The organism is Chryseobacterium sp., from assembly GCF_022869225.1.
Lineage (GTDB): Bacteria > Bacteroidota > Bacteroidia > Flavobacteriales > Weeksellaceae > Chryseobacterium.
The window spans coordinates 4,102,053-4,127,802 of record NZ_JALIHL010000001.1 but is presented as its reverse complement, the minus strand read 5'-3'; the positions used below and the strand labels follow the sequence as shown (position 1 = coordinate 4,127,802).

Here is a 25,750-nt window from a genome sequence, read left to right as displayed (position 1 = left end):
AATCCATTTAAATCAAACTATTAGAATGTATAATTCACACTGAGACCAAATATTCTTCCGCTGTATGCACGAAACATAATCTTGTCAATATCCTTGTCGTACTTATCGGTAGCACCCGGCAGAAGTCCCCAAGCTTCCCTGCTTGTCGCTACATTACCTCCGCCAGTTGAAATTGCATAAGAATTGTAATTGTTGTAATACTCTTTTACCCTGTTGAAAAGGTTTCGGACATTGAATTTGACTTCAAGATTCCTGTTTCTTAAGAATTTATAGGAAATCTGCGCATCTGCCACGGCATAAGGCCTTTGGATCTCTTCTTCGTTATAGCCATATCCTACCGTGATGTACTGATCTCCTTTGGCATTATATAAAAAATTAACCCCCAATCTCTCACCATCATACATAAGCCCTAAGTTATAGGCATAAGGAGTCTGCCCGTAAAGAGGTCTTCCCACTTCGTAGGTGGCATCATCATCTGTAGTTTTCTCTCTGTCTTTAAAAGCAATTACTTGAGTATCGTTATAGGTAAAGTTTCCGCTTACAAAAAGTTTTGAAAGAAAAGAATCTTCTGCAATGAAGCCTAAATTCTTTCTTACTTCCACTTCAATACCTTTAAGCTTTGCATTCTTTGAATTTCCGTTATACAGGTATAGATTTCCTTCATTGGAAATATATCCTTCACGCTCGATAGGACGGTCTATATTTTTATAATATATTCCGGCAGAAAATATCTCACCCAACCCCGGGAACCACTCAAATTTGAAATCATAATTATTGACTACCGATGAAACCATCTCCGTGTTATAGATCAAACCGTTCGACACCGGATCAAAATAGGGCAATCCCGTTCTTTCATTAAACTGAGGCCGGATTACGGTTTTATTATAGGCTAATCTCAGATTGATTTTGTTGGTGGGACTGTAGGTAAAATTAGCAGAAGGCATCCATTGCCATGGCTTATCTTCAACACCGGTTTTAGAAAAATTCCTGTTATCCTGAGGTTCCAGTTGCTGGGAAATCAGATTGTATTTAAAATATTCTGCCCGCAATCCCCAGACCAGCCTGAATTTATTTCTCCAACGGTTATCAAACATCACATACATTGCATGCTGCTCTACTTCTCCTTCATATTTCTCATTTTTATACAGCGGCCTCGTCTGCCAGCCAATACCTCCCGGCACGTAATGAGAACCGTCGAACCACTCAGAAAGAGGACCGTATAATGTTAATATACTGCTGTTCGGGACATTTCTGTTTTCATCTACTCTGAGTAAGAACTTCTGCTGCTCGTTGGTATTCTTTTTTGAAGCTCCGGCATAGCCCACTTTTAGATCATTCTTAAAGCTTTCCCTGTCAAGATTTATTTTAAAAGAGGCTCCATAATTGTAATCGGTTTCTTTACTTTCAATATATCCTCTGGCAAAATCACTTGAAGAATTGTTTATTCTGTGATAGCTTAGGATTTCATTGCCTATAAAATCATATAAGGCCTGGTGCAGGGTATAATCTTTGGTATCCGACGAAACTCCCGTTCTCGCTGCAAACCAGTTGATCTCCATATTTCCGGTTTTGTGGTTTCCTTCCAGTTTATTTTGCAAGAAAGACTGATAAACAGGGTAATTGGCATTATCTGTGTGAGGAGTGTCTAAAGATTTAATCTGTGAGGGATCATTGTTTGGAATCATTCCGTAATAAAAATAATTATAGGCTGTTTCAGCATTGGAGGGCATACCACTTCCTCCCATATATTCGCCCCAGCCGGTAATTCTGGTCAGGGTATTATCATAAATATGGGTATATGAATTACGGAAAGAAATCCTGTTTTTATTGAGCTGTAAGCCGAAATTAAGCATTCCTGCCACTGTAGAATTGTAATTATAAGAAGCTCCTTTATTTTTAAAATTATAAAATGTGATGGGAGCTGTTCCTTTGATCTCCCAATTGGGATCATAAGGTGCCGTAGTATCTAGCCAGTTTCCCCTTCCCGTATGGTCAATATCCAGTTTATTCTGTTCGTTCTTTATGATAAATGCTCCTGCAAAACCCCATTTATTATTGTTTTTAAGGGCATACGTTCTTCCCAATGCCAGCTGTATATTGGAGCCCATATCCCCTCTCGTCTTATACGTTGTAAAATTGTCATTGACGAATTGTTTTGACTGTTCGAAGAATATCGGATTGTTCCAGTTCACCGCTTCAAGTCCTTTCGGGAAGTCTCTTGTTCCGTCATCATATCCGAAATAATCATACTTTCCGCGCTTACGGGTCAGGAATTCTTTAAATGCGGCCTGATCGTTATAAGATGTTCCAAGCGTTACCGTAGTAAAATTTTCGTTGGGAATATCTTTGGTCTTCACCTCTACATAGCCGCCCGCAAAGTTGGCATTCATGTCAGGCGTTGCCGATTTGCTCACCACCACACTTTCCACCATAGCGGTAGGAATAATATCGAAAGAGAAGTTCTGATTATATGCTTCAGTACTGGGCAGGTTGATCCCGTCCATTGCAGCGGTATTCCAGCGTTCCCCCATGGAGCGTACCACTACGTATTTGTTGTCTATGGTGGTGATTCCGGTGACTCTTTTCAAGGTTCCCCCAACGTCGCTGTCCGGGGTCTTAGAGATCTGCTCGGCAGAAATACCGTCACTCATCTGGGCAGCCTTTTTCTGCTGGGCAAGCAATCCTGCCTGGGTATCCGCTTTACGGGTTGCCGTCACTACAACTTCTTTAATATCTGTAATTTTATCAGAAACAGTATTCAATGCAAATGAAACGGTATTTGTTTCCTTATTGGCCACTGCCAACTTTTCTACGCGGAGTGTATTGTATCTGGGAGCTTTAATCGTAAGCGTATACATTCCTGAAGGAAGATCTACTGTAAAATCTCCATTATTGTCTGTCACTACAGTCTTCTGGGCAATATTAATTTCTGCACCGGCGACAGGTCTTCCTACTTCATCAACGATTTTCCCGGAGATACGTCCGTTTCCCGGTACGGAAACCTGAGAGTTTTCATATTTGATTGAAATGAGATCTCCATGCAGGCGGAACACGACAGGAAGTCCGTTGGTAATGTCTTTCAGACAGCTGTTGATCGAACTATTTTCACATTTTACTCCTTTTACCTTCAGCTCTTTGATATCTACTTTTGAATATGCCAGCCTCATCCCGGTTTTTCCTGCAAATTCTTCCAATACTTCAATTAATGGTCTGTTTGTAGGAACAGAAAATGAAACTTTCTGAACCAATTCCTGCGCTTCTGCCGCTACAGTAAAAAATAATGCTGCTATGGTAAGACCACATTTCAAACTTTTCATACGTAAATGTTCTCTTTTTAATTAAGGGTTATCTGATTATTTAATTTTTTGATGATGACTATGGTCTGCTTTATTTTTTCAAAATGTAGGTATTGTCCTTTTTCTGAACTTCCAATCCCAGGATAAAAGCCAGTGATTCAATATTTTCTCCTACGGTTCCTCCTGTAAAATCCGCAGTGATCTTTTTGTCTTCAGTTTCTTTCGGATAATAGATTTTTGTACTGTAGTTTCCTTCAAGCAGCGTAATAACCTCCTTTAACGGGACATCGTTAAAACTTAAAGACAGCAGTTCAGGAACTTTTTTCCCCGAAACTCTGTCCGGAGCAAATGAAATGATCGCCGTAGTATGGGCAATTCCAAAATTTGTCCACTTTTGATTGGGTTTCAGGTAAGAAACAGGCACTCCGGCAGAAGATACAGCTACCTTGCCTTCGTAAAGATCTACTGCTTTTTTCTTTCCGGATTGTGAGATTTTAAATACCGTACCCAGCACTTGGGTACTGAAACCCTGCGCATGTACAATAAAAGGATGTATTTTTGATTTGGCTACGGAAAAAACGGCATCTCCTTTTAGATCTACAACCCTGGTTGATGCAGGAAATGATTTCGCCACGGTAAGCTCTGCTCCGGGTAATAATGTCACTACTGACCCATCTGCTAAATGAACCGTACGGTTCCCGGATTCTGTAGCGTAAACATCGGCTTTAAAGAAAGCCTGGTAAGTAAAGAACCCTCCCAGTGAAAGCAAAAGTATAATAACCGCCGCTATCCTGTAAACATACTTTTTAAAGGATCTTATATGGCCTGTTTTTTCAGAGGGTGCAAAATAATGCTCCAATGCAGATAAGACCCTTTCCCTCGATTCTTTCATATGAAGGGGATCCACATCTTTTTCTGTATGGAGCTTCAACTGCTCTATTATTTCCTTTTCTTTTTCAGAGATTTTCTCCCCTGAAACTTCGCGTGTCCAAAGCCTGAAAACAAAGGCTTCAATATTTTTATGGGGTAAACGTTTCATAAAATAGTTCATCGTATTCACAGATACTTCTATCTATAAGACTATGAAAATGAAAAACTTCCCCGGGAGATTCTTAACGTTCTGTTTACATTCAACCCAGAATACTGTTCATTTTCAACCTACTTTACATTTACTCAACATTACATTCATATTCAAGCATAGATTTTCAGAAATATTTAACCTTACCATAATTAAAGTTCACAAAAAGTTAATTTTCCTTTAGGTAATTTTGCTGCAACGATATGAACCTAACAGACTCTACTTTATTAAAGAAAATAAAATCAGGCGACCGCCCTGCATTTATGCTGCTGTATGACCGGTATTGGGACAGTCTGTACCGCTTTGTCTTCATGAGGACCAGAGATAAGGAAGCTTCTGAAGAGCTGCTTCAGAACTTATGGATGAAAATCATTGAAAATCCAGATACCATACAGACAGATGAGTCAGAAAGTGCAAAAGGCTATCTGCTCCGTTATCTTCACTACCGGATCCTGGATTATTATAACCGCTATAAAACAGCACCTCCCACTCTGAGCATTGATGAAATTGATTTTCCTCCGGAAATAGAGATGGCAGACAATGAATATTTTGAAATTCTTGAAGAAAATGAAATCTCCGTTTTACTGGCTATGATTGATGAAGTGGTTTCACAGTTTCCTTCCACAGAACAGCAGGTATATGACATGAGGATACGGAAGAATATGTCTGTGAATGAAACGGCAGAGGCATTAGGTATCAGCAATAAAACCGTCAGCAATAAACTCAGCAAAGCTTTGGGAGAAATCCGTGAACAGCTGAACCCTGAATACCAGTCTTCTAAAAAACTGGTTTCGATCCTTATGCTGATGGAAATGCTGACAAGGTATTGAATAATTACAGCTCTAGTTAAATTTTCAGTAAAGCGGATTCATCATTCACCGCTAAATACAGGCAGCAGAGCATCTTTAAAGTTTCTGATCTTAAAATCTGCTATTTCAAAATCTATATTTTCATTATTATTCGTAAAAACGGCTGTTTTCATACCAGCTTCTTTAGCTGCCCTTAATCCGGAATGGCTGTCTTCAATAGCAATACAATGTTCAGGACCTATTCCCAATTCTTTTGCAGAGGCAAGATAAACCGCCGGATGCGGTTTTCCGTGTATTTCAGATTCTGATGAATTTACGGTATCAAATAAGTCACGGACCTGCAGTTTCTTAAGAACGGCTTCTGCAACCCGCAAAGGAGCATTGGTGGCCAGGCCTATTTTATACTCTTTATTTTTAAGATGCCTGATAAAATCCTGGACACCGGACATGGTACACTCTTCCGACTGTATAAGTCCGATCACTCTTGTAACAACTTCTTGCTCTACGGAAGGTATATCAAGATTTTCCCAGGGAAACTTCCCATACCAAAATTCTGTAACCTCTGTGGTGGTCATATATTTTGTCTGTGCCGCCAGATCTTCTGTAATCTGTACGCCATAGGATGAAAATACATCCAGTTCCGCCTTAGCCCAGAATCCTTCTGAGTCTACGAGAACTCCGTCCATGTCAAATATCACTGCTTTTAAAGCCATTTCTTTTCAATAAATAAAAATTAGGAAAATGTTAATGGCTGATTTTGTAGACGCAGCGCTGGCCGCCAGAAATGATATGATCTATCCTTTCAATGGTATATTCTTTCCCGATCAACGACTGAAAATTGGAGAGTTCTGCACGGCAGAATCCCTGGCATTCTGTAGCGGCAGCGCATATCGGGCAATGGTTTTCAATCAGAAAATATTCCTGCCCTTCTTTTCTCCATTCCGCCATATATCCTTCTTCACTCCGAATATTGGCCAGAATTTCAAGACGCTGTTCAAGAGATTTTGTTTGCGAAAGTACTTTTTCATACCGGTCATGGGTCTTTTTTTCACGATCGCTGATCAACAGTTCCAATGCATTTTCACCTAAAAGATTCTTTACAGACTTCAGAAGCTGAACCGTTACTTCCGCATGAGTGTCCGGAAACTGGGCCCATCCTTTTTCCGTAAGAGTATAATAAGCAGAGGGGCGGCCCACTCCTTCACTCTTCACAGAGGACCGGATCAATCCTTCCTGAGCAAGATTCAGTAAATGCTTTCTCGCTCCTTCTTTCGTAATGGTCAATTCTTCAGCAATAAGGAGTGAAGTAGCTTCTCCCCTCATCTTTAAGAACATCAGAATACGGTCTGCTGCCGGCTTCTTCATTTGACAATATTTTGGTTGTTTTATTTTTCAACAACAAATATAGGCATTTTCTATAATCTTTAATAAATAGATTAATACAATCAATTTCAATAGGTTATCTTTTATTTTCTCCATTTTAATAAAACAACTTTTTAGTTGTTTTATTAAAATATATTTTTACCTTTGCGATACATTAATCAAAAAAATAACTACAATGAAGCCATTTACATTACCTCAGCTTTCTTATGCCTATAACGCTTTGGAACCTTTTATTGACCAAGAAACAATGACCATTCACCACCAACGCCACCATCAGGCATATGTTGACAATCTGAATACCGCATTGGAGCAGACTCATGAAACCCATCCTGATCTGGATTCATTGCTGCAAAGGATCAGTGAATACAGTCCAGCGATAAGAAATAATGGTGGTGGACATTACAACCATTCCTTATTTTGGGAAATCATTTCTCCCAACCCAAAGCTGAAGCCTGAAGGAAAGCTGAATGATGCTATTACCGCAGCCTTTGGAAGCCTTGAAAACCTGAAAGCAGACATGAAAAAAACAGGCCTAGCACAGTTTGGTTCCGGATGGGTTTGGCTGTTTGTAAAATTCAACGGATCTCTCGCGGTATGCTCTACCCCTAATCAGGATAACCCGATGATGGATATTCTTTCGATGAACAGAGGGTTTCCCATTCTTGGAATCGATGTTTGGGAACATGCCTATTATCTGGCGTATCAGAATAAAAGGGCTGATTACTTCGATTCATTCTGGTCTGTTTTGGATTGGTCTTCAGTGGAGAAAAAATATGAGGAAACTCTTTCAAAAATAAAATAACCCCTATTGAATTATACATCAGTTATGACTCAGGACACCTTCATCAATAAAGCAGAAGCTTCAGGCATCATTGCTCTCGATCTTTCAGACTATAAACCGACTACAGAGATTGTAGAACTGGATCTCAAAGATCATCTTTTTATGGGGATGATTGTCAAAGAAAAGGAATTTAAAGAATCAATTGCAGCCATAGATTTTTCCGTGTATCATGAAAAAGCTGTGGCGATTATCTGTTCTACGGATGCTATTATTCCGCCGTGGGCTTATATGTTTCTCATGGAAAAATTATCATCTTATGCAGCGTATGCAGATTTAAACAATGCAGAAAGCATTCTGCTTGATCTCTGGAAACGCCGCCTCACCTATGCAGATCTGAAGCAGTATAAAAATCAGAAAGTGGTAGTCAGAGCACGGGCAGAACATGACCCTGCCCTCTATTTATTAGCCGCCGGACTTCTGAAACCGCTGGTCAAAAGCCTGATGTATGGTGAAATAGGGCTGCCTAAAGTAATTTTCAAAACAGAAAATAAAACAAAATGAAAGCAATCCTATTCAACGGATCATTGGAAAGAAGAGCAGAATCTACTTCAGGAACCATTTCCAAATATTTTGCAGAACGTCTGCTGGCATTGGGAATCCGGACTGATATTTTTACGCTTGCCGACTCCGGCATCCCATTATTTGATACTACCCTTACCAAGACGCCTTTGGCTGTAGAGCGCATGGCCCAGCTTTTTACAGATGCTGATGTTCATTTCTGGCTGGCTCCTCTTTATCATGGAAGTATTCCGGGGGTCATGAAAAACTGCCTGGACTGGCTTGAAGTGACAGCCAACAGATATGAACCTTATCTTACGGATAAAACTGTAGGACTGGTATGCTGGGCCGATGGATTACAGGCCATGCAGGGAATCAATGCGATGGATGCCATTGCCAAATCATTACGGGCGTGGCCAGTGCCTTTCAGTGTTCCTGTTGTCCGGTCTTCATTATTTGATACTGACCGTAAAACAGAAATATCGGCTCTCTATTCCGGTAAGTTTGATCAGCTTATCAATATTGCCACCTCAAAAAAAATAGAAAAAACGACCATAAACCAACCATAACATGATAGAAACAGATATACTGATCATTGGTGCCGGCCCTGCAGGATTATTTACAGTATTTGAAGCCGGTCTTCTCAAAATGCGCTGCCATATTATAGATGCACTGCCCCAAATGGGAGGCCAGTTATCAGAATTATATCCCAAGAAACCCATCTTTGATATTCCCGGATTTCCAAGTGTACTTGCAGGGGAACTTATTGAAAATCTTTATGAGCAGATCAAACAGTTTGAACCCGGATTTACATTCAATGAAACGGCTGTACATCTCCTCAGACCGGAGGAAAACCTTTTTGAGGTCATCACCAATAAAGGGACAAAACATAGAGCCAAAGCGGTTGTCATTGCAGGCGGTCTGGGAAGTTTTGAACCTAAGAAGCCACCTATTGAAAATATCCGTGCTTATGAAGGCTACGGAGTAAACTATTTCATCAAACGGCCCGAAGATTATGCCGGAAAACATGTCGTGATTGCCGGAGGCGGCGATTCTGCGCTGGACTGGACGATCCATCTTGCAGAAACAGCCTCTTCCCTTACTTTAATTCACAGGCGGAATGAATTCAGGGGAGCATTGGATTCTGTTGAGAAAGTGAAAAAATTAAAGCATGACGGGAAGATTAACCTTATCACACCGGCGGAAGTAACCGGGCTTCAGGGAACTAATACATTACAAGAAATTATTATCGAAAAAGAAGGCTGTCTGCAGACTATAGAAACAGATTATTTCATTCCTTTATTTGGATTGGTACCTAAACTCGGACCTCTAACCGAATGGGGTCTGGAACTGGAAAAGAATGCCATAAAAGTAGATAACAGCACAGATTTTCAAACCAATATTCCAGGGGTTTATGCTGTAGGAGATATCAATACTTATCCTTATAAAATGAAATTGATCTTATGCGGATTCCATGAAGCAGCTATTGCCTGCCAAAGTATATACCAGCGTCTTAATCCCAATAAAAAATTTGTATTGAAATACACCACCGTCAGCGGTATAGAAGGCTTTGACGGAACTAAGAAACAGGCAGAAAAACAGGTAGTCGCTACCCTTAACTGATCACTATGAAAGATGAAATTACAATCACCGTAACAGATCAAAACGGAAGTAAACACACGCTGATCTGTCCTTTGGAAATGGGATTGACTCTTAAGGATATCTGCAAGGCTTATGAATTACCTATGGAAGCGATGTGTGGCGGAATGGCCATGTGCGCTACCTGTCATTGCTACATTCTGAGTGAAATCATTTCCCTCCCCGACAAAAATGATATTGAGGAAGCTTTATTATCAGAACTTTTTAATTCTGATACAACCAGCAGATTAGCCTGCCAGATCCATCTGACAGCTGAAATGGATGGTCTTGCCATAAAAATAGCAGCAGATTAACTGCTCCAAAATAAAAGTTTGCACAGTTTATGATGCTTATTAAGTGTTGAAACTGCTTTAATTAAGTTTGGCAGGGATTTCCAAAACAGTACAATGTTGAAGAAGTCCCTTTTTAAAACAATCTAAAAAATAAATAACATGGCTATAAAAATAACAGAGGCCTGTATCAACTGTGGGGCCTGTGAGCCTGAATGTCCTAATTCAGCCATTTATGAAGGAGCTATCGACTGGCGTTGGCAGGATAAAACAAAACTCTCAGGCAGTGTAACATTCCCAGATGGTACGGTAGGAGATGCCAGTGCTTTTAATCCGGCTGTTTCAGATGAGGTGTATTATATCGTCTCAGGAAAATGTACTGAATGTAAGGGGTTTCATGAAGAACCCCAATGCAAGGCGGTTTGCCCGGTAGACTGCTGTATAGATGATCCTGATCACCGCGAACCGGAGGAAGTATTATTTGAACGTCAGAAATTCTTGCATACATAAACAATCATAACAACTTATACAACAAAACAATAAAGAAAATACGTTGGCCTGCGCAGTTCTTCAATGATCCTAATTTGGTATATGAGGTATACTGTAACAAAAATTGAAAATCTCCCCCTTATCTGGAAACGGAATATCAAAAATAATTTAAATCTAAATTATGAAACAGATATTATTTTTCCTTAGCCTATTTTCCCTTTTATTATCGGCTCAAAACAAAATCCAGGAGCTTAAAAGCAACTATTCAACACTTTTAGAAAAATCCGGTTAGAGAACAATTCGCATTAAAAAAAGATAAAACAGATCTTGATTACAGGGGTCCTTAAGTATAAAAAGCTTTTAAGTGAACAGCCCCATATTGATCCGAAGACATTGCACAGCATTAAAGTTCCTGTTCTTGTCGTGGGAGGAGATAATGATGTTATAAAACCAGAGCATACTCTTGAAATTTTCAGAAATATTCCAAAAGCAAATTTATGGATCTTACCAAATTCCGGCCACAGTACCTTAATTGTTTATACCGATGAGTTTAATACAAAAGCTGACGTCTTCTTTAAATCAAAATTAAGAACCATTAAGGATAGGGACCGTGAGTTTTAATCTGAATAGAATCTATTTAAAAGAAGGGTTTCCCTGTACTTTCACTCAGGAGTAAACCCTTCTTATAAATCTTTCTCTGGCTTTAGCCAAAACCTATCTTAATTTAATCTCGCTGTATATTTTCTGAGTAAATGGAGTACGTATCCCAAGCTCAGCTCCATATTGTAAGATGGCTCCGGCAAATAATTCCAGCTCGTTGTCTTTCTTTCCTGAATGGATGTCCAGCTGTAAAGATGTTGGTGTCTCAAAAGGAAAGGCGGCTGCTTTTTCAAAAGTTGCCCCAATGATATCATCCTGCAGATGAATCTCTTTTTTATCTGCGATCCTCTTTATTTCTTTCATGATTTCAGAGGCTTCATTCTTCTGCTCTTCATCTGTACATACAGTCCCTATGGAAGAATTATGTTTTGCCGTAACCATTCCAAAGCTTGCGATAAAGAAAAATTTAGTCCAGATATCAGTTAAAGAATTGTCTTTAAAATCAAAATCAATGTTGCTTTCTCTCAATACATCGATGATCCATTCCACATCACCGGAGAAATGCCGGGGATCTCTCCCAACGATCATTTTTCCGGCCTTTCCTTTATGCTCAACAGTTCCTCTCTCTTTAATATGAGACGCAACATAAATACAGGTTGGAAGAACAACATGACCGGGAACTATTTTTCTTATTCTGTCATAGATGTCTGCTCCGTTCATCATCGGAAGCAGTACAGTATGGGTATTGATCACTTCTTTGAGCTGCCTGCATACGTTCTCCAGGTCATATTCCTTTACACAGATCAGAACCAGATCAGGATCCTGTATGTCACTGATGTTTTGCTCAACAGCGTCAGGATGCGTTCTGTCGTTAGGATGTTCCGGGGAAAGTAAGACCAATCCGTTTTCCTTTACGTTCTCATAAGTTTCCCCTCTGGCAACGAAAGAGATTTTATATTTTCCGGAAGCTTCATTGGCCTGATTTATTTTAAATCCAAAATAACCACCTACACCTCCTAATCCAACAACGACGATATGTTTTTTATTCATGAATTATTTTTTAGCAAATATCAGTGATAGAACCTGAAGTATCACTTGACAAATGAAAAGAAATCAGATTTTATGAATATCTCTTCTGATCCTGCTTAATGAACTGTCTTTCATTCCCAGATAAGAAGCAATGATTTTCAACGGAACATACTGAAAAATATCAGGATCCTTCTTCATCAGGTTAAAATACCTCGTGGAAGCTTTCTGGCTTGCCATTTCAATCAGCCGGTCATGAATATTGTAATAATTGAGAACAAACAGAAGTCTGCTGAACTCTCTGAATTCCGGAATGTTATGAAAATTATGCTGTACGTTCTCTAACCCGGTTTCCCAGAAAGTACAATCAGTAACGGTCTGATATATTTCTTTGGTGGGCTGCTGTCTGAAAAATGATAAAAAATCATTGACAAAACAGGGAGCTGCATAAATATTCGTAGTGATTTCCTCATGATCTTCGTTCAAGATATAGGAACGGACATATCCTTTCTCCAAAAAATAGGTCTTGGTACTGATGGTGTTCTGATCCAGTAAAACAGCATTCGCCTTCAGTCCGAAAGGAGTGAACGTTTCTGTAATCTTTTCAACCACCTCATCCTGGATGCTGAATAAGGAATGAAAATAATTGTTGATTGATGATTTGTCCATTAAATAAGTCAATACGAACATTTTTCGGTATCCGCATAAAGCAAAAATAATACTTATTAAGCATTTATTTTAACCCAAAAGTTTTATTTTAAAAAACACTTTAGAGAGTTTAAAATGAATTAAGACCATCCGGTAAACTGCTCGTCCGGTTTTACTTTATGGTTTCATATTCATTTATTGACAGATAACCTATTTTGTTCCTCTGATCTGAGATACATTTTATACGGGTACATGTTGAAACAGATTTTATCCATCAATACCCCATTTTTCGTACCTTTCTTCATTGAAAGCTTAAGTATAATAAATTATGGACAATGACTTTTATTATAATTTCATACAACCCGACGGGGCTATTGCTGATTTTGTAGAAAATCTGGGGACTTTTCATAATCAATCCGATCATCCCAAAGAAGTTGTTATCATTCCCGACGGAAGAATTGATTTGTTTTTTTCCCAATCCCCTTCCGAACCTTTTCATGTCACGCTTCTCGGGCTTGAAACGTATCCTGAGCAAAGATATATACACCCTCATACTCTTGCCTTTATCGTCAGTTTTAAACCCCTTGCTGCTGAATATATTCTGAGGACGTCCATTGCTGATTTATTAAATACCGGAAAAGAGCTTCCCACCGATTTTTGGAATTTTAAAACTGAAGACCTATCCAATTTTGACCTCTGCTGTAAAAAAGCAGTTCAAAAAATAAAAGAACTGCTTCCCCGGAAAATGGATGAAAGAAAGCGTCATCTTTTTGAACTTATTTATGAGTCGAAGGGTGAAATGAGTGTAAAAGAACTTTCTGAAAAAGCGGGCTGGAGCAGCCGGCAGATCAACCGGTATTTTACCAGACAATTGGGATTATCATTGAAGGCCTACTCTACTATTCTGCGCTTCAGAGCCTCATTGGAACATATTGCACAGGGAAAGCTGTTTCCTGAGCTCAATTATACGGATCAAAACCATTTCATCAAGGAAGTAAAAAAATTTTCAGGGGTTGCCCCCAAAGAATTATCAAAAAACAAAAACGACCGATTTGTACTATTATCAGTGTTGAAAGGAAAATAAATTTGCCTTGTAAAATGTATATTAAAATGCTGATAGAAAATAAATCAATAGCAATCGTTGGTGGAGGTCCGGCCGGGCTTACACTGGCAAGACTTTTACAATTGAAAAATACCAATGTAAAAGTATATGAAAGGGATGTAAATAAAGATGCACGGGTACAGGGATCTCCTCTCGATATGCATGAAGATTCGGGGCTTGCAGCCATACGTAAGGCCGGGTTGCTGGAAGCATTTAAAAAGGTTTTCCGCCCCGGCGCTGATAAAACGCTTATTCTCAATGATCAGGCAGAAATCTTCTATAGCGATCATGAGACAAAACCTGAGGATGATTTCGGCGCAGCAGATTTTCGTCCCGAAATAGACCGCGGTCCGCTGAGAAATATGTTACTGGAATCTTTACTGCCTGAAACCGTAGTCTGGGATTCCCACTTCATTTCAATGGAACGCCAAAATGAAGGCTGGCTGCTGCATTTCAAAAACGGCACATCGGCTTATGCAGACCTGGTTATCGCTTCAGACGGAGCAAATTCCAAAATCCGCCCTTATCTCACAGCTACCCAACCGGTATATTCAGGAGTGATCATGCTTGAAGGGAATGTTTCAAAAGAAGCAGCCCCTCATATTGATGCATTGATCGGCGGTGGAAAAATAATGGCTTTTGGAAATACTAAAAATATATTGATCGGCCAGAAGGGCAATGGCGACCTTGGATTTTATGCCACTTTCAAAGCCGGTGAAAAATGGGCTGCCAACAGCGGCTTGGATTTTTCCGATAATATCCAGGTTCTTCAGTGGTTTAAAAGCCAGTACCCTGAATGGAGTACAATCTGGTACGAATTATTTGAAAATGCTCATGATCCATTTATTCCCCGTCCTATCTATTATATGCCTTTGGATCAGACCTGGGAAACATTGCCTAATCTCACTTTGCTGGGTGATGCTGCCCATGTAATGCCTCCCTTTGCAGGAGAAGGAGCTAATATGGCCATGCTGGATGCCCTGGAATTGAGCGAGTACTTAACAGATAGCAGCTGCCCTACCCTTCAGGATGCCATTGCTGCATATGAACTCAATATGCGTAAACGGGCAGCCGAAGCTACCCGGGAATCTCTTGAAAACGGTGAGAAAATGCATTCTGAAAAGTCATTAGCCACAATGCTGGACTTTTTTAATGGTCCTCTGGCTTCATAATATAAAAAAGGCTGTCTCAATTCTGAGACAGCTTTTCCCTCTTAAAATAAATATTCTTTCTCCCCGTTAGATCCTGTTTCGGAGATTCATTCATGTTATTTTTTGATCAACTTTGTGTTATAGATATTTTTATCATCTTTTATCGTAACCGTATACAGCCCTTTAATTAATGAACATTGATTTTTTGTCTGTCAAGTTTTCCCTCCCGGACCAGCCTTCCGTCTGCTGTGTATATTTTGTAATCAGCTTTATCTTTAATTTTTTCACTTCTGCAATACGCTCAGTCTTTCCTAAACTTTTGCAGAAATGCCTGATGAAAATTTTTCACATTATTTAAAACACAGATCAGTTTAAATAAAGATCTACATTCTTGGAAGTGATCAGCGATTGAAAACTTTTGCAAGGTTATATATTTTCAATGTAAAAACAAAAAAAAACATCCTACTACACAGATACATCATTATCACAATGTATTAATTAACAGCAAATTATAAAAAACAATCTTATTAAAGAGTAGCTTCAAATAATAAAACCATTTTATACAAATTAGTAGGTACAAATAAAAAATAACAGTAAAAATGGTATACAAAAGTTTATTAATAATTAAGGCCTGTTAGATAGATCCACTAAAAAAAGCCCAAGTTTTAGAATTATTGACTACGGCTGTGAAAGCAGGCAGATAAAATTAAAAATAAATTTAATCAACTAAATATCAATTATTTAAAAATAAAAAGACAAATTGTAGTACGCATGTAGTATACTTTTTTTTCTTGTTTTCATTAAAAAATTTCAAATTTGAATAAAGAGACCACGAAAAAGATGAGTGGTGAAAAGTAGAATATTTCGAGTACTGTCTGACGTAATGAATCAGACAGTTTTTTATTGTAGGGTATCAAAAAAATGATAGATATCTGTTTCTCCCGGAATGTTCAGTTTTTTTCTTATCCTGTATTTTTTCTGTTGAACCGTTCTGTGCTGAACGAGAGTATAGTTTGCAATTTCTTTCGAGGTAAAATGTAGTTTCAGCATAGCACAAAAAACCAGTTCGGAGCTTTCAAGACTGGGGTTAATTGCTAACAGCCTGCTTATAAATTCCGGATAAACTTCTTTAAAACGGTTCAAAAAATCGGGATCATTGCTTCTGCCCAGTCCTATAATTTCTTCCTGCTTTTTGTCATTCATTCGGATTTTCAGGTTCTCTGCTTCCATTCTTAGAACTTTTTTCCTCTTTCTCAAATTGCTGATAATCCTCCAGGAATATATTCCCAACAGCGCAATCCCCGCTAAGGACAACAAAATCAACCATTTAATATTGTTTTTGTGCCTTTCGGAATCTTTTTTGGCATTCGCAATAAAAGCCTCCATATCCTGATTGATCGTTGCCAGTAAAGATGTATTGGTTTTATAAAAGGCATCCGTATATGCCTTCAGATAAAAATAGGCTTTTTCCTTATTTCCCGTACGCTCGTACAGCATCCTCAGATCGTTATAGATATATTTTCCGTAATAGGCATAGATACGTTTTGTTTTCTCATTGATTTTCAAAGCTTTCATAAAGGCTTCTTCGGCCTTGCCATATTGCTTATCTGCCATATAGTATTCTCCCATAATGGTATTGACATAGAGTGCTATTCCGTCATCTTTCCCTCTCTGATTGACTTTGTGATAAGCAATGTTTATATATTTATAAGCGGAGTCCATATTTTTATGCATATAGATGCCATCACTGATAATACAATCCGCAAGCCCTGTATCGTCAAACTTTTTAGCTTTATGAAAGTATTCCAATGCTGCGTTATACTGCTTTTTGTCAATAAGGTAGTGCCCCTGTCTGAAATAAATATTGAAAAGAAGATCTTTTTTGAACTCAGAATTACCGCTTTTCCGTATATAGCCCATTGCTTCATTATTGTATTGCAAAGCTTTATCAATCCTTCGGAGTTCTAAATTGAAACGCCCGTAAACATTGTAAAACCGGGCTTTATGGATATTGTCTTTCGAATTATCCAGAATTTCTTTTGCATTGTCAAAAAAGATTTGAGATTTCTGAAAATTTTCCAACAAAATATTCACCTCTGCCAGATTGATGTAGCACAGGGCCTTTCCATCTTTGTAATTCATTTCATCTGCCTGTTTATAATACCTTTTGTTGAGATTAACCAAAGAGTCATATTCTCCTGCCAGCCTGAACTTTTCATTTTGTCTGAATAAAGAAACATCAAATTTTTTTTCATTCTCTTCTTTCGACTGAGAATGACATGAAACTAAAATAATAAGCAGAACAACAAGAAAAATACGTATCATATGTTCTTTATTTAGATGAAATTTTCTGTATAAATCAGGATTTATTAAGTGATCTTTTGCCGTTAACAGCATTATATTTTCTTTAATTTTATACTGTAACCGGCGCGCCCCTAATCAATCTTTTCATAAAACAGAATCCGCCTGTTTTTATTGTAGTTATTTCCCTTATTCTTTTAAATTTTCAAAAAAATCATAGAGGTCTGTTTCTCCCGGAATATTAAGTCTTTTCCTGATCCTGTATTTTTTCTGCTGAACAGATTTATGCTGTACAAAGGTATAATCTGCAATTTCTTTGGATGAAAAACGGAATTTCAACATTGCGCAGAAAGCCAGTTCTGAATTTTCAAGGTCAGGATTAATCTTCAGAAGTGCCTTGATAAAATCCGGGTATAATTCTTTGAATTTCAAAAAAAAAGAAGAATCATTCTTTCTGGCCAGTTCCATAAGCTCTTCCAGTTTTCTGTTATAAACACGGCTTTTCAGCTCATCTCTTTCCTCACTTAAAGTTTTCTTCCTTATCTTTAACAAATTGATAAACTTCCGTACATATACTCCTGAAATAGTAAGAACGCTAATAGATAAAGCAATAAGCAGCGGCAGATCATTTTTACGCCAATCTGATTCTTTCTTTACTTCCGAAATAAAATCTTCCGTAGATTTATTCATCGCAGCAAACCGTGCAGCATCAAACCTGGCCTCTTCTTCCATATATTTTTTCAGATAAAAATAGGCTTTTCCACCATCATTCTTTTTTTTATACAGCTCTGCCAGAGATTTATAAACACCTTTGATATGTGATGAATAGGTACGTCTTGTTTTGATATTGATCTCCAGGGCCTTTTTAAGATCCTTTTCTGCTTCCTCACTGTTATTAACTTCATTATAATAATATCCCATGGTATAATAGACCCAAAGGGATTCCACATCAGAGGTTTTATGGCTCAGCATTTTTTCATCCGCCCTGGCAATGTATATTCCTGCAGAATCAGGTTTACGTACATATAAATAATACTGGGCAAGCATACAGTTGGTATATGCAGAGTTTTCAAGCATATTGGCTTTTGTAAAGCTTTTCAGAGAAGTTCCCAACCATCCTTTATGTGCGTAATAAGCTCCTTTATTAACGTATAATATCGGAAGAAGCTTATTACTGAGTTTTGTCTTTTTGGCTTTGTTCAGATAATAAAAGGCTTTACCATTATACTCTATAGCCTTATTGTAGATCTTAAGGTGGTAGTAATACTCGCTGTAAGTATCATAGAATGTTGCCTTGTGATAAGGATTCTCAGAATTTACAAGGTCTTTTTCGGCCTCATTGAAAAAAAAGCGGGCTTTTTCATAATTTCCTGCTGAAACATTTAATCCTGCCATATTGAGATAACAAAGTCCTTTTCCAGCATTGTACTTCATTTTGGCAGCTTTTTTCAGATATTTAATGTTAAGACGGAACAAAGCTTCAAATTCACCGGAATGCTGAAGATCTGAACTTTGAGTCAGTAAAGCATCGTCAAACTCTTCCCGTTCTTTATCTTTTGAATTACGGTTACATGATGTCATCAGCAAGAACAACCCTATGCAAATGGTATAGGTTATTATTTTAATGAGACCTTTTGAATATGTTTTATTATTTTTAATGATGATCAAATTTAATTTTTATCAGCAGTCTTTTTCCAATACCTACCTAATCACAGCTATCAAAATACTTTGATAATATGTATATTTTCCTATATTATTTATTTCACCAATCGTGTTATAAATATACATAAATTATCAATTTTTTTGAGTATTCAATTAAAAAAGATTAGATATTTTACGGTAAAATTACCTGAAATTATATTTATTACAATAAAATCAAAAAATACGGATTTTATGTAAGTACAATCTGTCATTACAGAGAAAAAAATTATTCACATATTTGTATATAAATACCTAAAAGAGGAACAGCAATCCAACAATTATGACTATGATCTACCGAAAACTTGTGTCCGGAGAAAGTAAAAAGTACCGGACAATCCGCCTGGAAAGTCTTGAAAAATTTCCGGAATCTTTTGGAGCAAGCTATGAAGAAGCCCTTAAGACCGAAAAATTCAGAACAGAAAGTGATATCGAAGAACAGACCCCGGAAAGGTTTGTCTTCGGAGCTTTTGCAGATGATGAACTTGCCGGAATCTGCACTTTTGTTAAAAATGAAAATAACACCGGAAATATTTATCAGATGTATGTAAAAAAAGAATTTCAGGGAAAAGGCATAGGTTTGGGATTGATTGAAGCTACCATTCATGAAGCTTATCACAGATTTATTGATATTGAAATCATCTTAGAAGTAACTCCCGGAAATAATAAAGCCTATAATTTATACCGGAAAATAGGGTTTGTAGAGATTACATCCACAGACAAAATTGGTCATCATACTGTAATGAGACACATCAAAAATTAATTTTAAATGGAATCGAACCGAATATAAAAAAACGCGATGTAAAAGTTAAAAAACTTTACATCGCGTTGTAGTGACCCGGCTGGGATTCGAACCCAGGACCCATACATTAAAAGTGTATTGCTCTACCAGCTGAGCTACCGAGTCGGCCTTTACTTATAATGCTTCCATTTTTAAGTAAATCCCTTTGTTTAAGGGACTGCAAAGATAGAAATTTTCCCGTTACCTCCAACTTTTTTCCACATTTTTATTCAAGAAATTTCAAATTTGATGTGAGGAAAAAAGAATAATTGTAGGCTCAATCATTCCCTGTTTCTTCTTAAGTCTCTGTTTATTAATTAAGTAACCGCCAACCTAACATCTTACCATCAATGGGGTGAACAAATTTCATATTCCGGAAAATTTTCATGCGGGTATACAATTATATACCACTACTGTGGGATGAAAGGCTTTCCTGACCCCATCTTTGAACAGATGAAACATAAAAATATCGGATTATCCGGGAATATTTATAATAAAAAAGGCATTCTTTTGTGAGAATGCCTTTTGGTGACCCGGCTGGGATTCGAACCCAGGACCCATACATTAAAAGTGTATTGCTCTACCAGCTGAGCTACCGAGTCGGACCTTACTTATAATGTTTTCAATTTTAAGTAAACCCCTTTGTTTAGGGACTGCAAAGATAGTAAAATCCTCTTTAACTCCAACTTTTTCCGGATATTTTTATTAGAAAATTTCCGTTGTAATCATTAAACAGCTGTTTATAAATTAATTACATACATTATTTTTTTTGCATACATCTGCGGTGATTTCTATTGGAGTCAATTTTTAAAATATACCTTGTATACTCTTCTTTTTTCCGGAATATACAGAGACAAACAAAAGTGATGGAAATTGAGATCTTTTGCTTATAATAAAATTGACAGGTATCCGCTCATATAGTTTTAAACTATAGGTATTTTGATTGTTTTTCAGGATTTATCTATCTTCCGGCCATGACAGTGATCTGTTACCATTTAGGCCGGAGAAAGTCTTCGGGATTTTAAATAAAGAGCCGTACGGTTCAGGTAAGGAAAAAGAAGGATCAACAGCAAAGATGCGGAAAGAAGCCAGGCCATCATTTCATAATAGTCCATGGCAAAACGTACATGATCCTGAATATTCATTCTTCCCATCAATAGCTTATTGGCAGCTTTTACTGCATGGTCTTCAGACATTCCTTTTGCCATAAGCCTGGCAGCCTGCTGATGAAGAAAGTTTTTGACAGCCGGATCCACTGCGGTCAGATGATCCTGAAAGGCGTTGTAATGGCGGCTTTTTTCAAAAAGTTCATAAAAGTTGATCAGGGCTATACTGATACAAAAACCCAGATACCGTATGGCTAATGCAGCTGCAGCTGCCGAAGGTCCAATAGAGGCCGGAACCGATGAAATGATAAAAATAATGGTCGGAACCATGAGCAGTCCTACTCCCAATCCCTGGATACATAAAGGGATAAAATAGTTAAATTCATTAGCCTGAACATCGAAAGAATAGTACATCAACGCATGAAACAAAAGCAGCATTAAGAATCCCGGCACCCAGATATATTGTATCTTTTTTTTCTGCAATACCATACAACAGGCAATAATGACCCCGAGAACAAGCCCGGAAAGATTAAAAATATTGATATATGAAATATGAAAAGGATCCAGATGCAGTTCTGTGGCAAAATAATTATTGGTAATCCCCGATGTAAAACGGCAAATATACATGATGAAAAGAACCAGCAATCCTACTCTGAAATTCCTATACCGGAAAACACGCAGATCAATATAAGCCCTTTTAATGGCATTCTGACGGAATACAGAAATACCTCCAAGTACTATAATTCCGATCACGCTCCCCATAATCCGGTGATCTTCCAGCCAGTAATACTCCTGTCCAAAAATCGTAATATATCCCACCAGTACCAATATTATACTAAAGAGTACAAAACTTTCCCAATCCAGTTTATAAAGAGGAAACCTTGCATGGGGCCTGTAATTACTCATCGTAAGGGTCAGGAACATAAGCCCCGGCAGATACGAAAAGATCGCTGTTTTATAAACGATATTAAAATTATAAGAATCAATGAGATCCGCAGTAATCAGGTTATTAAAAGGTAAAGCACAGATCAGGATCCCAAAGAATACCGAAAAACTGATTTCACGCCCCCTTTCACTGCTTAGTCGTGTAAAGATCAAAGTGAGTGAAAGATTTACATTCCCTGCAAACAGCATTCCCTGGAGAAAACGTACCGGAAAAAGGATATAAATTTCATGGGTATAATAACAGATGAGACAAGCCAGGATCTGTAGCGTTGTAAAAATCAGAAAATATTCCTTAGCTGCGAGAAAGCTGAAAAATCTTCTTTCCAGACTGTAAAATCCAACATATCCTGCATAAAACAGGGCCACCGCAAACTGAATATCAGCAGGCTCACACCCATAATATCCGGCAGCTGCGCTAATGTTGGCTAATGGCAGAAAGAAAATAATGATCCCCGGCAGCGTCATCGCAAAAAGGATGATCTTAATGAGCCATTCCGGGGCCCATCTTTTAAAGATCGGAATCTTCCTAGCCATGAGCATGTTTTTTATCGGCATATACATTCACATTCATCCCTACTTTCAGGACGTCAATCTCATTCCTCTTCCCATCTATTCTGATTCTCACAGGAATACGCTGTACAATTTTCACATAGTTTCCGGTAGAATTATCGGGCGGAAGTAATGAAAAGCTCGATCCTGTTGCCGGCGAAAGTGAAATAATGGTTCCGCGGAACTCTCTGTCAGGATAAGAATCAGCTATGATCTTTACGCGGTCCCCGATACGCATATCCTTGATTTGGGTTTCTTTATAATTGGCAACCACCCATTTATCTGTTTCATTATTAACGATAAATGCTAACGTTTCTCCTGCCTCAATCATTTGGCCCACTTCAACTGTTCTTCTTCCCATTCTTCCGTCATATGCGGCAGTAACAGCTGTATAACTTACATCCAGTTTATGGCGGTCCAGTAATGCTTCCAGTCTTGCAATTTCGGCCTGTACAACCGTTTTTTCGGCCTGGATATCATGTATTTTAGATACAGAAGCCGCATAGGTATCCTGGGAAGATTTATAATCGTTCTCATTGACATCCAGTGTGGCTTTCACATCTTCAAGCCGTTGTTTAGTAGCAGATTCTTCATTATAAAGCTTCTCATAGCGGTTATAATCAAGCTGCTGTTTCCAGACTTTTGCTTTATTGGCAGCGACCTGCGCCTGTGCCGAAGCCGCTTGTTTTTCTGTGGTTCCGGTATTGCTTTCCAAAACTTTTAATTCTGCACGGGCTTTCTGAAGTGCCGCCTGAGTTTGCTTCTGCTGAAGAACATACTCACGGTTATCAATCACCAAAAGGGTATCTCCTTTTTTCACTTCCTGGTTCTCTTCAAATTTTACCGCTACAATAAACCCGCCTGCCCTTGAAATGATCGGATTTACATATTCCTGAACCTGGGCGTCGTTGGTTTGTTCATATTCAGAGTAATTCTTAAGCGTAAAGCCTCCCCAGACCGCAAGCGCTGCAACGATAAGCACTGAGATCCATCCTGTAATTTTGGTAATCAACCGGTCAGTTGGGGTATATTTTTTTTTCATTGTTTTATAAAGTACCTGTTATATTTTGTAGTAAATAATAATTGTTTTGTGCCATGATTTTCGCGGCCTCCAGTTCAAATTTGGTCTGAAGGAGCTGTATATCCGCATCCAGCAGATCCGTAATCAGAGAGGTCTGGCTGAAGTACGTATTTTTGGTAATCCTTGCATTTTCTTTGGCCTGCGCTACATTGGTTTCGGCTACCCTGATCTGTTCAAGAGCTTCCTGATACCGCAAATAAGCTTCTTTTACCTGTTGCCTTACTTTATCTTCCGTATCCTTATGCGTTTCTTCTTCTTTTTCAAATTCCAGTGCTGCAGCCTTTACCTTTTGAGTATTGTGGTAAAGAGAAGATAGGGAAAACGAAGCTTTCACTCCTACAATTCCCAGTGAATACCAATCCGGATTGTAAGGATAAAGGAAAATCTGCGGGTTCGCGTAATAAAACTCACCATACAGCCCTATTTTAGGACTTACATTCGCTTTTACCTGTTTCAGTTTGATCTTGCTTAACTCTGTCTGCTGTTCGGAAACATGATAATCGAAAGAGTGATCCAGGGCCAGTTTCAAATAGTCGCTGTAGGCTGTATTTTCATTCCATTGATTAAAGGGAGCATCGGGGATGACCACCTGTTCATCAGGAATTCCCAAAATAATATTCAGTTTCTGCATGGCAATAAGAATATCATTTTCAATAGTCGTCAGCGCCATTTTACGTTTGGAAAGTTCAAGTTCTACCCTTAAGACATCCGTTTTTAAGACCACTCCATTTTTATAAAGAGCCTGTATTTCCTTAAGCTGTGCTTTCTGATCAGCAATATCCTGCTTAATAAGGTTCCTGAAAATTAAAGTTTTCTGAAGTTCAAGGTAAAGTGCTGCTGTTTTATAGTGAATATCGGAAACGGCCTGCTCTTTCTGGATATCCATGATTTTTTGAAGGGTCTGATTTTCTTTGATCTTAAGATTCAGTTTGTTTCCCTGGTAAATATTCAGATAAAAATCTGCTCCGGCTCTGTAAAGGGTGTGAATGACTTCATGTTGGGTAGGTTTGGAAAATATTCCGTTTTCATAAATAGGAATATTGGAGGCTTTTTCTACTGAACCTTTGACTTCTATTTCCGGGAGCCGCTCTCGTTTGGTATCTTTTACTTCTGCTTCCGCAATGTCTACGTTAATGGTTTTGATTCTGATATGACGGCTGTTTTCTTCAGCTCTTTGCCATGCGTCTTTTAGGGAGAGTCGGATGGTATCATTTCTGAGACTGCCTTTATGAGCCGAAACATTGTAGATTGTTCCCAGTATCAGCAGCCCGGTGAGATAAATTTTCATCTGAATTTTTCGAATTATTGCAGTGCAAATTTATTGGCAATCCGGAAAATATTTTTATCTAAAATAGTCAAGTTTTACATGATTCCGGCCAAATGATTATATTTGTATTTTCATATCATTTCAATTTCAAATGGGACTTATTGCAACGCTTCCGCATATAGACCAACACCATACAAGTGTGTTTGTCATGCATGAAAAATCAGAGAAACTCATTCCTTTTCATAAGCATACCAAAGGGCAGCTGAGCTACGTAGAAGGCGGTATTGCCTATATTACAATAGATAACCGTACTTATGTAGTGCCGGCCAGGCATTTCTTCTGGATTCCTCAGGGAATGGAGCATATTTTAGAGATCGGGCATACGGCTACCGTACTGCGTTCTCTTTATTTCTATGCCCATGATGATCATTCGGATCCTTTCTATAGCCGGTTGGGAATCTACCCTGCATCAGAACTTTTGATTCAGATGATTAAATACACGGAAATTTGGGATGAAAAGCATATTACTGCAGAGGATGAGAATTTTGAATTTTTAGTGGCCTTAAAAAAGATCCTTCCCAAAACCCACCAACAGCCTTTACCGATCATTCTTCCAGCCACCCATAACAAGCAGATGAAAAAAATCACCTCTTACCTGGAATGGAATATCGGAGAGAAACATACCTTAGCAAATGTAAGCGCAAGATTCGGGTTGAGTGAGCGTTCCATGTCCCGTCTCTTTAAAGCAGATATGGATATTTCTTTTCTACAGTACCTGAAAACATTGAGGATCATCAAAGCTATCGAACTGCTTTTAAATACGGATAAATCGATTAATGAAATTGCCGATGATGTAGGCTACAGTTCCATCAGCGCGTTCAGTGATACCTTTCACGAGTTTACCCAGTCCAGACCTTCGGATCTTAGAAAAAGCAGCAAGGCGTTTCGAAATCCTGTAATTTCATAACCTAATGATTTTAATAAAAACCACACAAGTGAAGTCATTGAAAATCTTTGTTTTTTTCTTATATTTATTTAGGCAGCACTATTTAAACTTACTTAAGTGAACTAAAGTGTTTACAATACAACTTTTGTGACTTTTGTGGTTAAAAAGCCCAAAAAACATTTGTTGTGATCTTTGTCAAGCTTTAGAAAAAAAAAAGAGTTTTTTGT

General features: G+C 38.2%; 23 protein-coding genes and 2 tRNA genes. 12 read left to right on the top strand and 13 right to left on the bottom strand.

Annotated features, from left to right (window positions below; genetic code table 11):
- Positions 1–20: 20 nt before the first annotated feature.
- Positions 21–3,317: a TonB-dependent receptor gene (locus MUW56_RS19280; RefSeq protein WP_292014717.1), complete on the bottom strand. Its 3,297-nt coding sequence runs from the start codon at positions 3,315–3,317 to the stop codon at positions 21–23.
- A gap of 70 nt (positions 3,318–3,387) precedes the next feature.
- Positions 3,388–4,335, bottom strand: coding sequence for a FecR family protein (locus tag MUW56_RS19275; protein WP_292014716.1), 948 nt, complete (start codon positions 4,333–4,335; stop codon positions 3,388–3,390).
- A gap of 242 nt (positions 4,336–4,577) precedes the next feature.
- Between MUW56_RS19275 and MUW56_RS19270 the strand changes: the two genes are divergently transcribed.
- On the top strand, positions 4,578–5,204 hold the full coding sequence (locus MUW56_RS19270; protein WP_292014715.1) for a sigma-70 family RNA polymerase sigma factor: 627 nt from the start codon (positions 4,578–4,580) through the stop codon (positions 5,202–5,204).
- 41 nt (positions 5,205–5,245) lie between these two features.
- Here MUW56_RS19270 and hxpB read toward each other — a convergent pair whose 3' ends face one another.
- Positions 5,246–5,896 carry a hexitol phosphatase HxpB gene (gene hxpB, locus MUW56_RS19265; RefSeq protein WP_292014714.1) on the bottom strand — a complete coding sequence of 217 codons (651 nt, stop codon included), beginning with the start codon at positions 5,894–5,896 and terminating at the stop codon, positions 5,246–5,248.
- A gap of 31 nt (positions 5,897–5,927) precedes the next feature.
- Positions 5,928–6,548 (bottom strand): metalloregulator ArsR/SmtB family transcription factor, encoded by a 621-nt coding sequence (locus MUW56_RS19260; protein ID WP_292014713.1) that lies wholly within the window; start codon positions 6,546–6,548, stop codon positions 5,928–5,930.
- Between the two features lie 193 nt (positions 6,549–6,741).
- Here MUW56_RS19260 and MUW56_RS19255 point away from each other — a divergent pair, with 193 nt between their 5' ends.
- The 7 genes from MUW56_RS19255 to MUW56_RS19225 all read left to right on the top strand — a co-directional run bounded on the left by MUW56_RS19255 (position 6,742) and on the right by MUW56_RS19225 (position 10,943).
- Positions 6,742–7,368: a superoxide dismutase gene (locus MUW56_RS19255; protein WP_292014712.1), complete on the top strand. Its 627-nt coding sequence runs from the start codon at positions 6,742–6,744 to the stop codon at positions 7,366–7,368.
- 6 nt (positions 7,369–7,374) lie between these two features.
- Complete coding sequence (locus tag MUW56_RS19250) at positions 7,375–7,908, top strand: DUF2480 family protein (RefSeq protein ID WP_292014711.1); 534 nt, start codon at positions 7,375–7,377, stop codon at positions 7,906–7,908.
- Entirely contained in the window at positions 7,905–8,474 is a 570-nt protein-coding gene (locus tag MUW56_RS19245) for an NADPH-dependent FMN reductase (protein WP_292014710.1), read from the top strand. Before MUW56_RS19250 ends, MUW56_RS19245 begins: the two co-directional genes overlap by 4 nt.
- Before the next feature lies 1 nt (position 8,475).
- Positions 8,476–9,528: an NAD(P)/FAD-dependent oxidoreductase gene (locus MUW56_RS19240; protein WP_292014709.1), complete on the top strand. Its 1,053-nt coding sequence runs from the start codon at positions 8,476–8,478 to the stop codon at positions 9,526–9,528.
- A 5-nt stretch (positions 9,529–9,533) separates the two neighbouring features.
- Positions 9,534–9,857: a 2Fe-2S iron-sulfur cluster-binding protein gene (locus MUW56_RS19235; protein WP_292014708.1), complete on the top strand. Its 324-nt coding sequence runs from the start codon at positions 9,534–9,536 to the stop codon at positions 9,855–9,857.
- Positions 9,858–9,995: 138 nt separating this feature from the next.
- Entirely contained in the window at positions 9,996–10,343 is a 348-nt protein-coding gene (locus tag MUW56_RS19230) for a 4Fe-4S dicluster domain-containing protein (protein ID WP_292014707.1), read from the top strand.
- A 306-nt stretch (positions 10,344–10,649) separates the two neighbouring features.
- Positions 10,650–10,943, top strand: coding sequence for an alpha/beta hydrolase (locus MUW56_RS19225; RefSeq protein ID WP_292014706.1), 294 nt, complete (start codon positions 10,650–10,652; stop codon positions 10,941–10,943).
- Between the two features lie 93 nt (positions 10,944–11,036).
- Here the strand turns inward: MUW56_RS19225 and MUW56_RS19220 are convergent, their stop codons facing one another.
- Together MUW56_RS19220 and MUW56_RS19215 are read right to left on the bottom strand one after the other, a co-directional pair.
- Positions 11,037–11,972: a ketopantoate reductase family protein gene (locus MUW56_RS19220; RefSeq protein WP_292014705.1), complete on the bottom strand. Its 936-nt coding sequence runs from the start codon at positions 11,970–11,972 to the stop codon at positions 11,037–11,039.
- Between the two features lie 63 nt (positions 11,973–12,035).
- A complete protein-coding gene (locus MUW56_RS19215) occupies positions 12,036–12,617 on the bottom strand; it encodes a Crp/Fnr family transcriptional regulator (protein WP_292014704.1) in 582 nt (193 codons plus the stop codon).
- A 307-nt stretch (positions 12,618–12,924) separates the two neighbouring features.
- Here MUW56_RS19215 and MUW56_RS19210 point away from each other — a divergent pair, with 307 nt between their 5' ends.
- Positions 12,925–13,680 carry an AraC family transcriptional regulator gene (locus MUW56_RS19210; RefSeq protein WP_292014703.1) on the top strand — a complete coding sequence of 252 codons (756 nt, stop codon included), beginning with the start codon at positions 12,925–12,927 and terminating at the stop codon, positions 13,678–13,680.
- A gap of 26 nt (positions 13,681–13,706) precedes the next feature.
- Positions 13,707–14,870: an NAD(P)/FAD-dependent oxidoreductase gene (locus tag MUW56_RS19205; protein WP_292014702.1), complete on the top strand. Its 1,164-nt coding sequence runs from the start codon at positions 13,707–13,709 to the stop codon at positions 14,868–14,870.
- A gap of 879 nt (positions 14,871–15,749) precedes the next feature.
- On the opposite strand, the gene MUW56_RS19200 is transcribed toward MUW56_RS19205, so the two are convergent.
- Together MUW56_RS19200 and MUW56_RS19195 are read right to left on the bottom strand one after the other, a co-directional pair.
- Positions 15,750–17,174, bottom strand: coding sequence for a hypothetical protein (locus MUW56_RS19200; RefSeq protein WP_292014701.1), 1,425 nt, complete (start codon positions 17,172–17,174; stop codon positions 15,750–15,752).
- A gap of 165 nt (positions 17,175–17,339) precedes the next feature.
- Positions 17,340–18,818 (bottom strand): hypothetical protein, encoded by a 1,479-nt coding sequence (locus tag MUW56_RS19195; protein ID WP_292014700.1) that lies wholly within the window; start codon positions 18,816–18,818, stop codon positions 17,340–17,342.
- Positions 18,819–19,137: 319 nt separating this feature from the next.
- Here MUW56_RS19195 and MUW56_RS19190 point away from each other — a divergent pair, with 319 nt between their 5' ends.
- The gene (locus tag MUW56_RS19190) at positions 19,138–19,611 is read left to right on the top strand and encodes a GNAT family N-acetyltransferase (RefSeq protein ID WP_292014699.1); all 474 of its coding nucleotides are present in this window, start codon (positions 19,138–19,140) and stop codon (positions 19,609–19,611) included.
- 71 nt (positions 19,612–19,682) lie between these two features.
- Here the strand turns inward: MUW56_RS19190 and MUW56_RS19185 are convergent.
- The 5 genes from MUW56_RS19185 to MUW56_RS19165 form a co-directional block, all read right to left on the bottom strand.
- Positions 19,683–19,755: transfer RNA gene (locus tag MUW56_RS19185), tRNA-Lys, on the bottom strand.
- A 400-nt stretch (positions 19,756–20,155) separates the two neighbouring features.
- A tRNA-Lys gene (locus tag MUW56_RS19180) sits at positions 20,156–20,231 on the bottom strand.
- 393 nt (positions 20,232–20,624) lie between these two features.
- The gene (locus MUW56_RS19175) at positions 20,625–22,220 is read right to left on the bottom strand and encodes a beta-carotene 15,15'-monooxygenase (RefSeq protein ID WP_292015446.1); all 1,596 of its coding nucleotides are present in this window, start codon (positions 22,218–22,220) and stop codon (positions 20,625–20,627) included.
- Complete coding sequence (locus MUW56_RS19170; protein ID WP_292014698.1) at positions 22,207–23,271, bottom strand: HlyD family secretion protein; 1,065 nt, start codon at positions 23,269–23,271, stop codon at positions 22,207–22,209. Before MUW56_RS19170 ends, MUW56_RS19175 begins: the two co-directional genes overlap by 14 nt.
- A 4-nt stretch (positions 23,272–23,275) precedes the next feature.
- The gene (locus MUW56_RS19165; protein WP_292014697.1) at positions 23,276–24,598 is read right to left on the bottom strand and encodes a TolC family protein; all 1,323 of its coding nucleotides are present in this window, start codon (positions 24,596–24,598) and stop codon (positions 23,276–23,278) included.
- A 130-nt stretch (positions 24,599–24,728) separates the two neighbouring features.
- On the opposite strand from MUW56_RS19165, the gene MUW56_RS19160 reads away from it, so the two are divergent.
- Complete coding sequence (locus MUW56_RS19160) at positions 24,729–25,544, top strand: AraC family transcriptional regulator (protein WP_292014696.1); 816 nt, start codon at positions 24,729–24,731, stop codon at positions 25,542–25,544.
- Positions 25,545–25,750: the final 206 nt, after the last annotated feature.

Coding starts and splice junctions, on each gene's coding strand:
- MUW56_RS19210 (WP_292014703.1), top strand. CDS start 12,925: ATGGACAATGACTTTTATTATAATTTCATACAACCCGACGGGGCTATT.
- MUW56_RS19240 (WP_292014709.1), top strand. CDS start 8,476: ATGATAGAAACAGATATACTGATCATTGGTGCCGGCCCTGCAGGATTA.
- MUW56_RS19235 (WP_292014708.1), top strand. CDS start 9,534: ATGAAAGATGAAATTACAATCACCGTAACAGATCAAAACGGAAGTAAA.
- MUW56_RS19160 (WP_292014696.1), top strand. CDS start 24,729: ATGGGACTTATTGCAACGCTTCCGCATATAGACCAACACCATACAAGT.
- MUW56_RS19255 (WP_292014712.1), top strand. CDS start 6,742: ATGAAGCCATTTACATTACCTCAGCTTTCTTATGCCTATAACGCTTTG.
- MUW56_RS19215 (WP_292014704.1), bottom strand. CDS start 12,617: ATGGACAAATCATCAATCAACAATTATTTTCATTCCTTATTCAGCATC.
- MUW56_RS19175 (WP_292015446.1), bottom strand. CDS start 22,220: ATGCTCATGGCTAGGAAGATTCCGATCTTTAAAAGATGGGCCCCGGAA.
- MUW56_RS19220 (WP_292014705.1), bottom strand. CDS start 11,972: ATGAATAAAAAACATATCGTCGTTGTTGGATTAGGAGGTGTAGGTGGT.
- MUW56_RS19270 (WP_292014715.1), top strand. CDS start 4,578: ATGAACCTAACAGACTCTACTTTATTAAAGAAAATAAAATCAGGCGAC.
- MUW56_RS19200 (WP_292014701.1), bottom strand. CDS start 17,174: ATGATACGTATTTTTCTTGTTGTTCTGCTTATTATTTTAGTTTCATGT.
- MUW56_RS19245 (WP_292014710.1), top strand. CDS start 7,905: ATGAAAGCAATCCTATTCAACGGATCATTGGAAAGAAGAGCAGAATCT.
- MUW56_RS19205 (WP_292014702.1), top strand. CDS start 13,707: ATGCTGATAGAAAATAAATCAATAGCAATCGTTGGTGGAGGTCCGGCC.
- MUW56_RS19260 (WP_292014713.1), bottom strand. CDS start 6,548: ATGAAGAAGCCGGCAGCAGACCGTATTCTGATGTTCTTAAAGATGAGG.
- MUW56_RS19190 (WP_292014699.1), top strand. CDS start 19,138: ATGATCTACCGAAAACTTGTGTCCGGAGAAAGTAAAAAGTACCGGACA.
- hxpB (WP_292014714.1), bottom strand. CDS start 5,896: ATGGCTTTAAAAGCAGTGATATTTGACATGGACGGAGTTCTCGTAGAC.
- MUW56_RS19275 (WP_292014716.1), bottom strand. CDS start 4,335: ATGAAACGTTTACCCCATAAAAATATTGAAGCCTTTGTTTTCAGGCTT.
- MUW56_RS19170 (WP_292014698.1), bottom strand. CDS start 23,271: ATGAAAAAAAAATATACCCCAACTGACCGGTTGATTACCAAAATTACA.
- MUW56_RS19165 (WP_292014697.1), bottom strand. CDS start 24,598: ATGAAAATTTATCTCACCGGGCTGCTGATACTGGGAACAATCTACAAT.
- MUW56_RS19280 (WP_292014717.1), bottom strand. CDS start 3,317: ATGAAAAGTTTGAAATGTGGTCTTACCATAGCAGCATTATTTTTTACT.
- MUW56_RS19230 (WP_292014707.1), top strand. CDS start 9,996: ATGGCTATAAAAATAACAGAGGCCTGTATCAACTGTGGGGCCTGTGAG.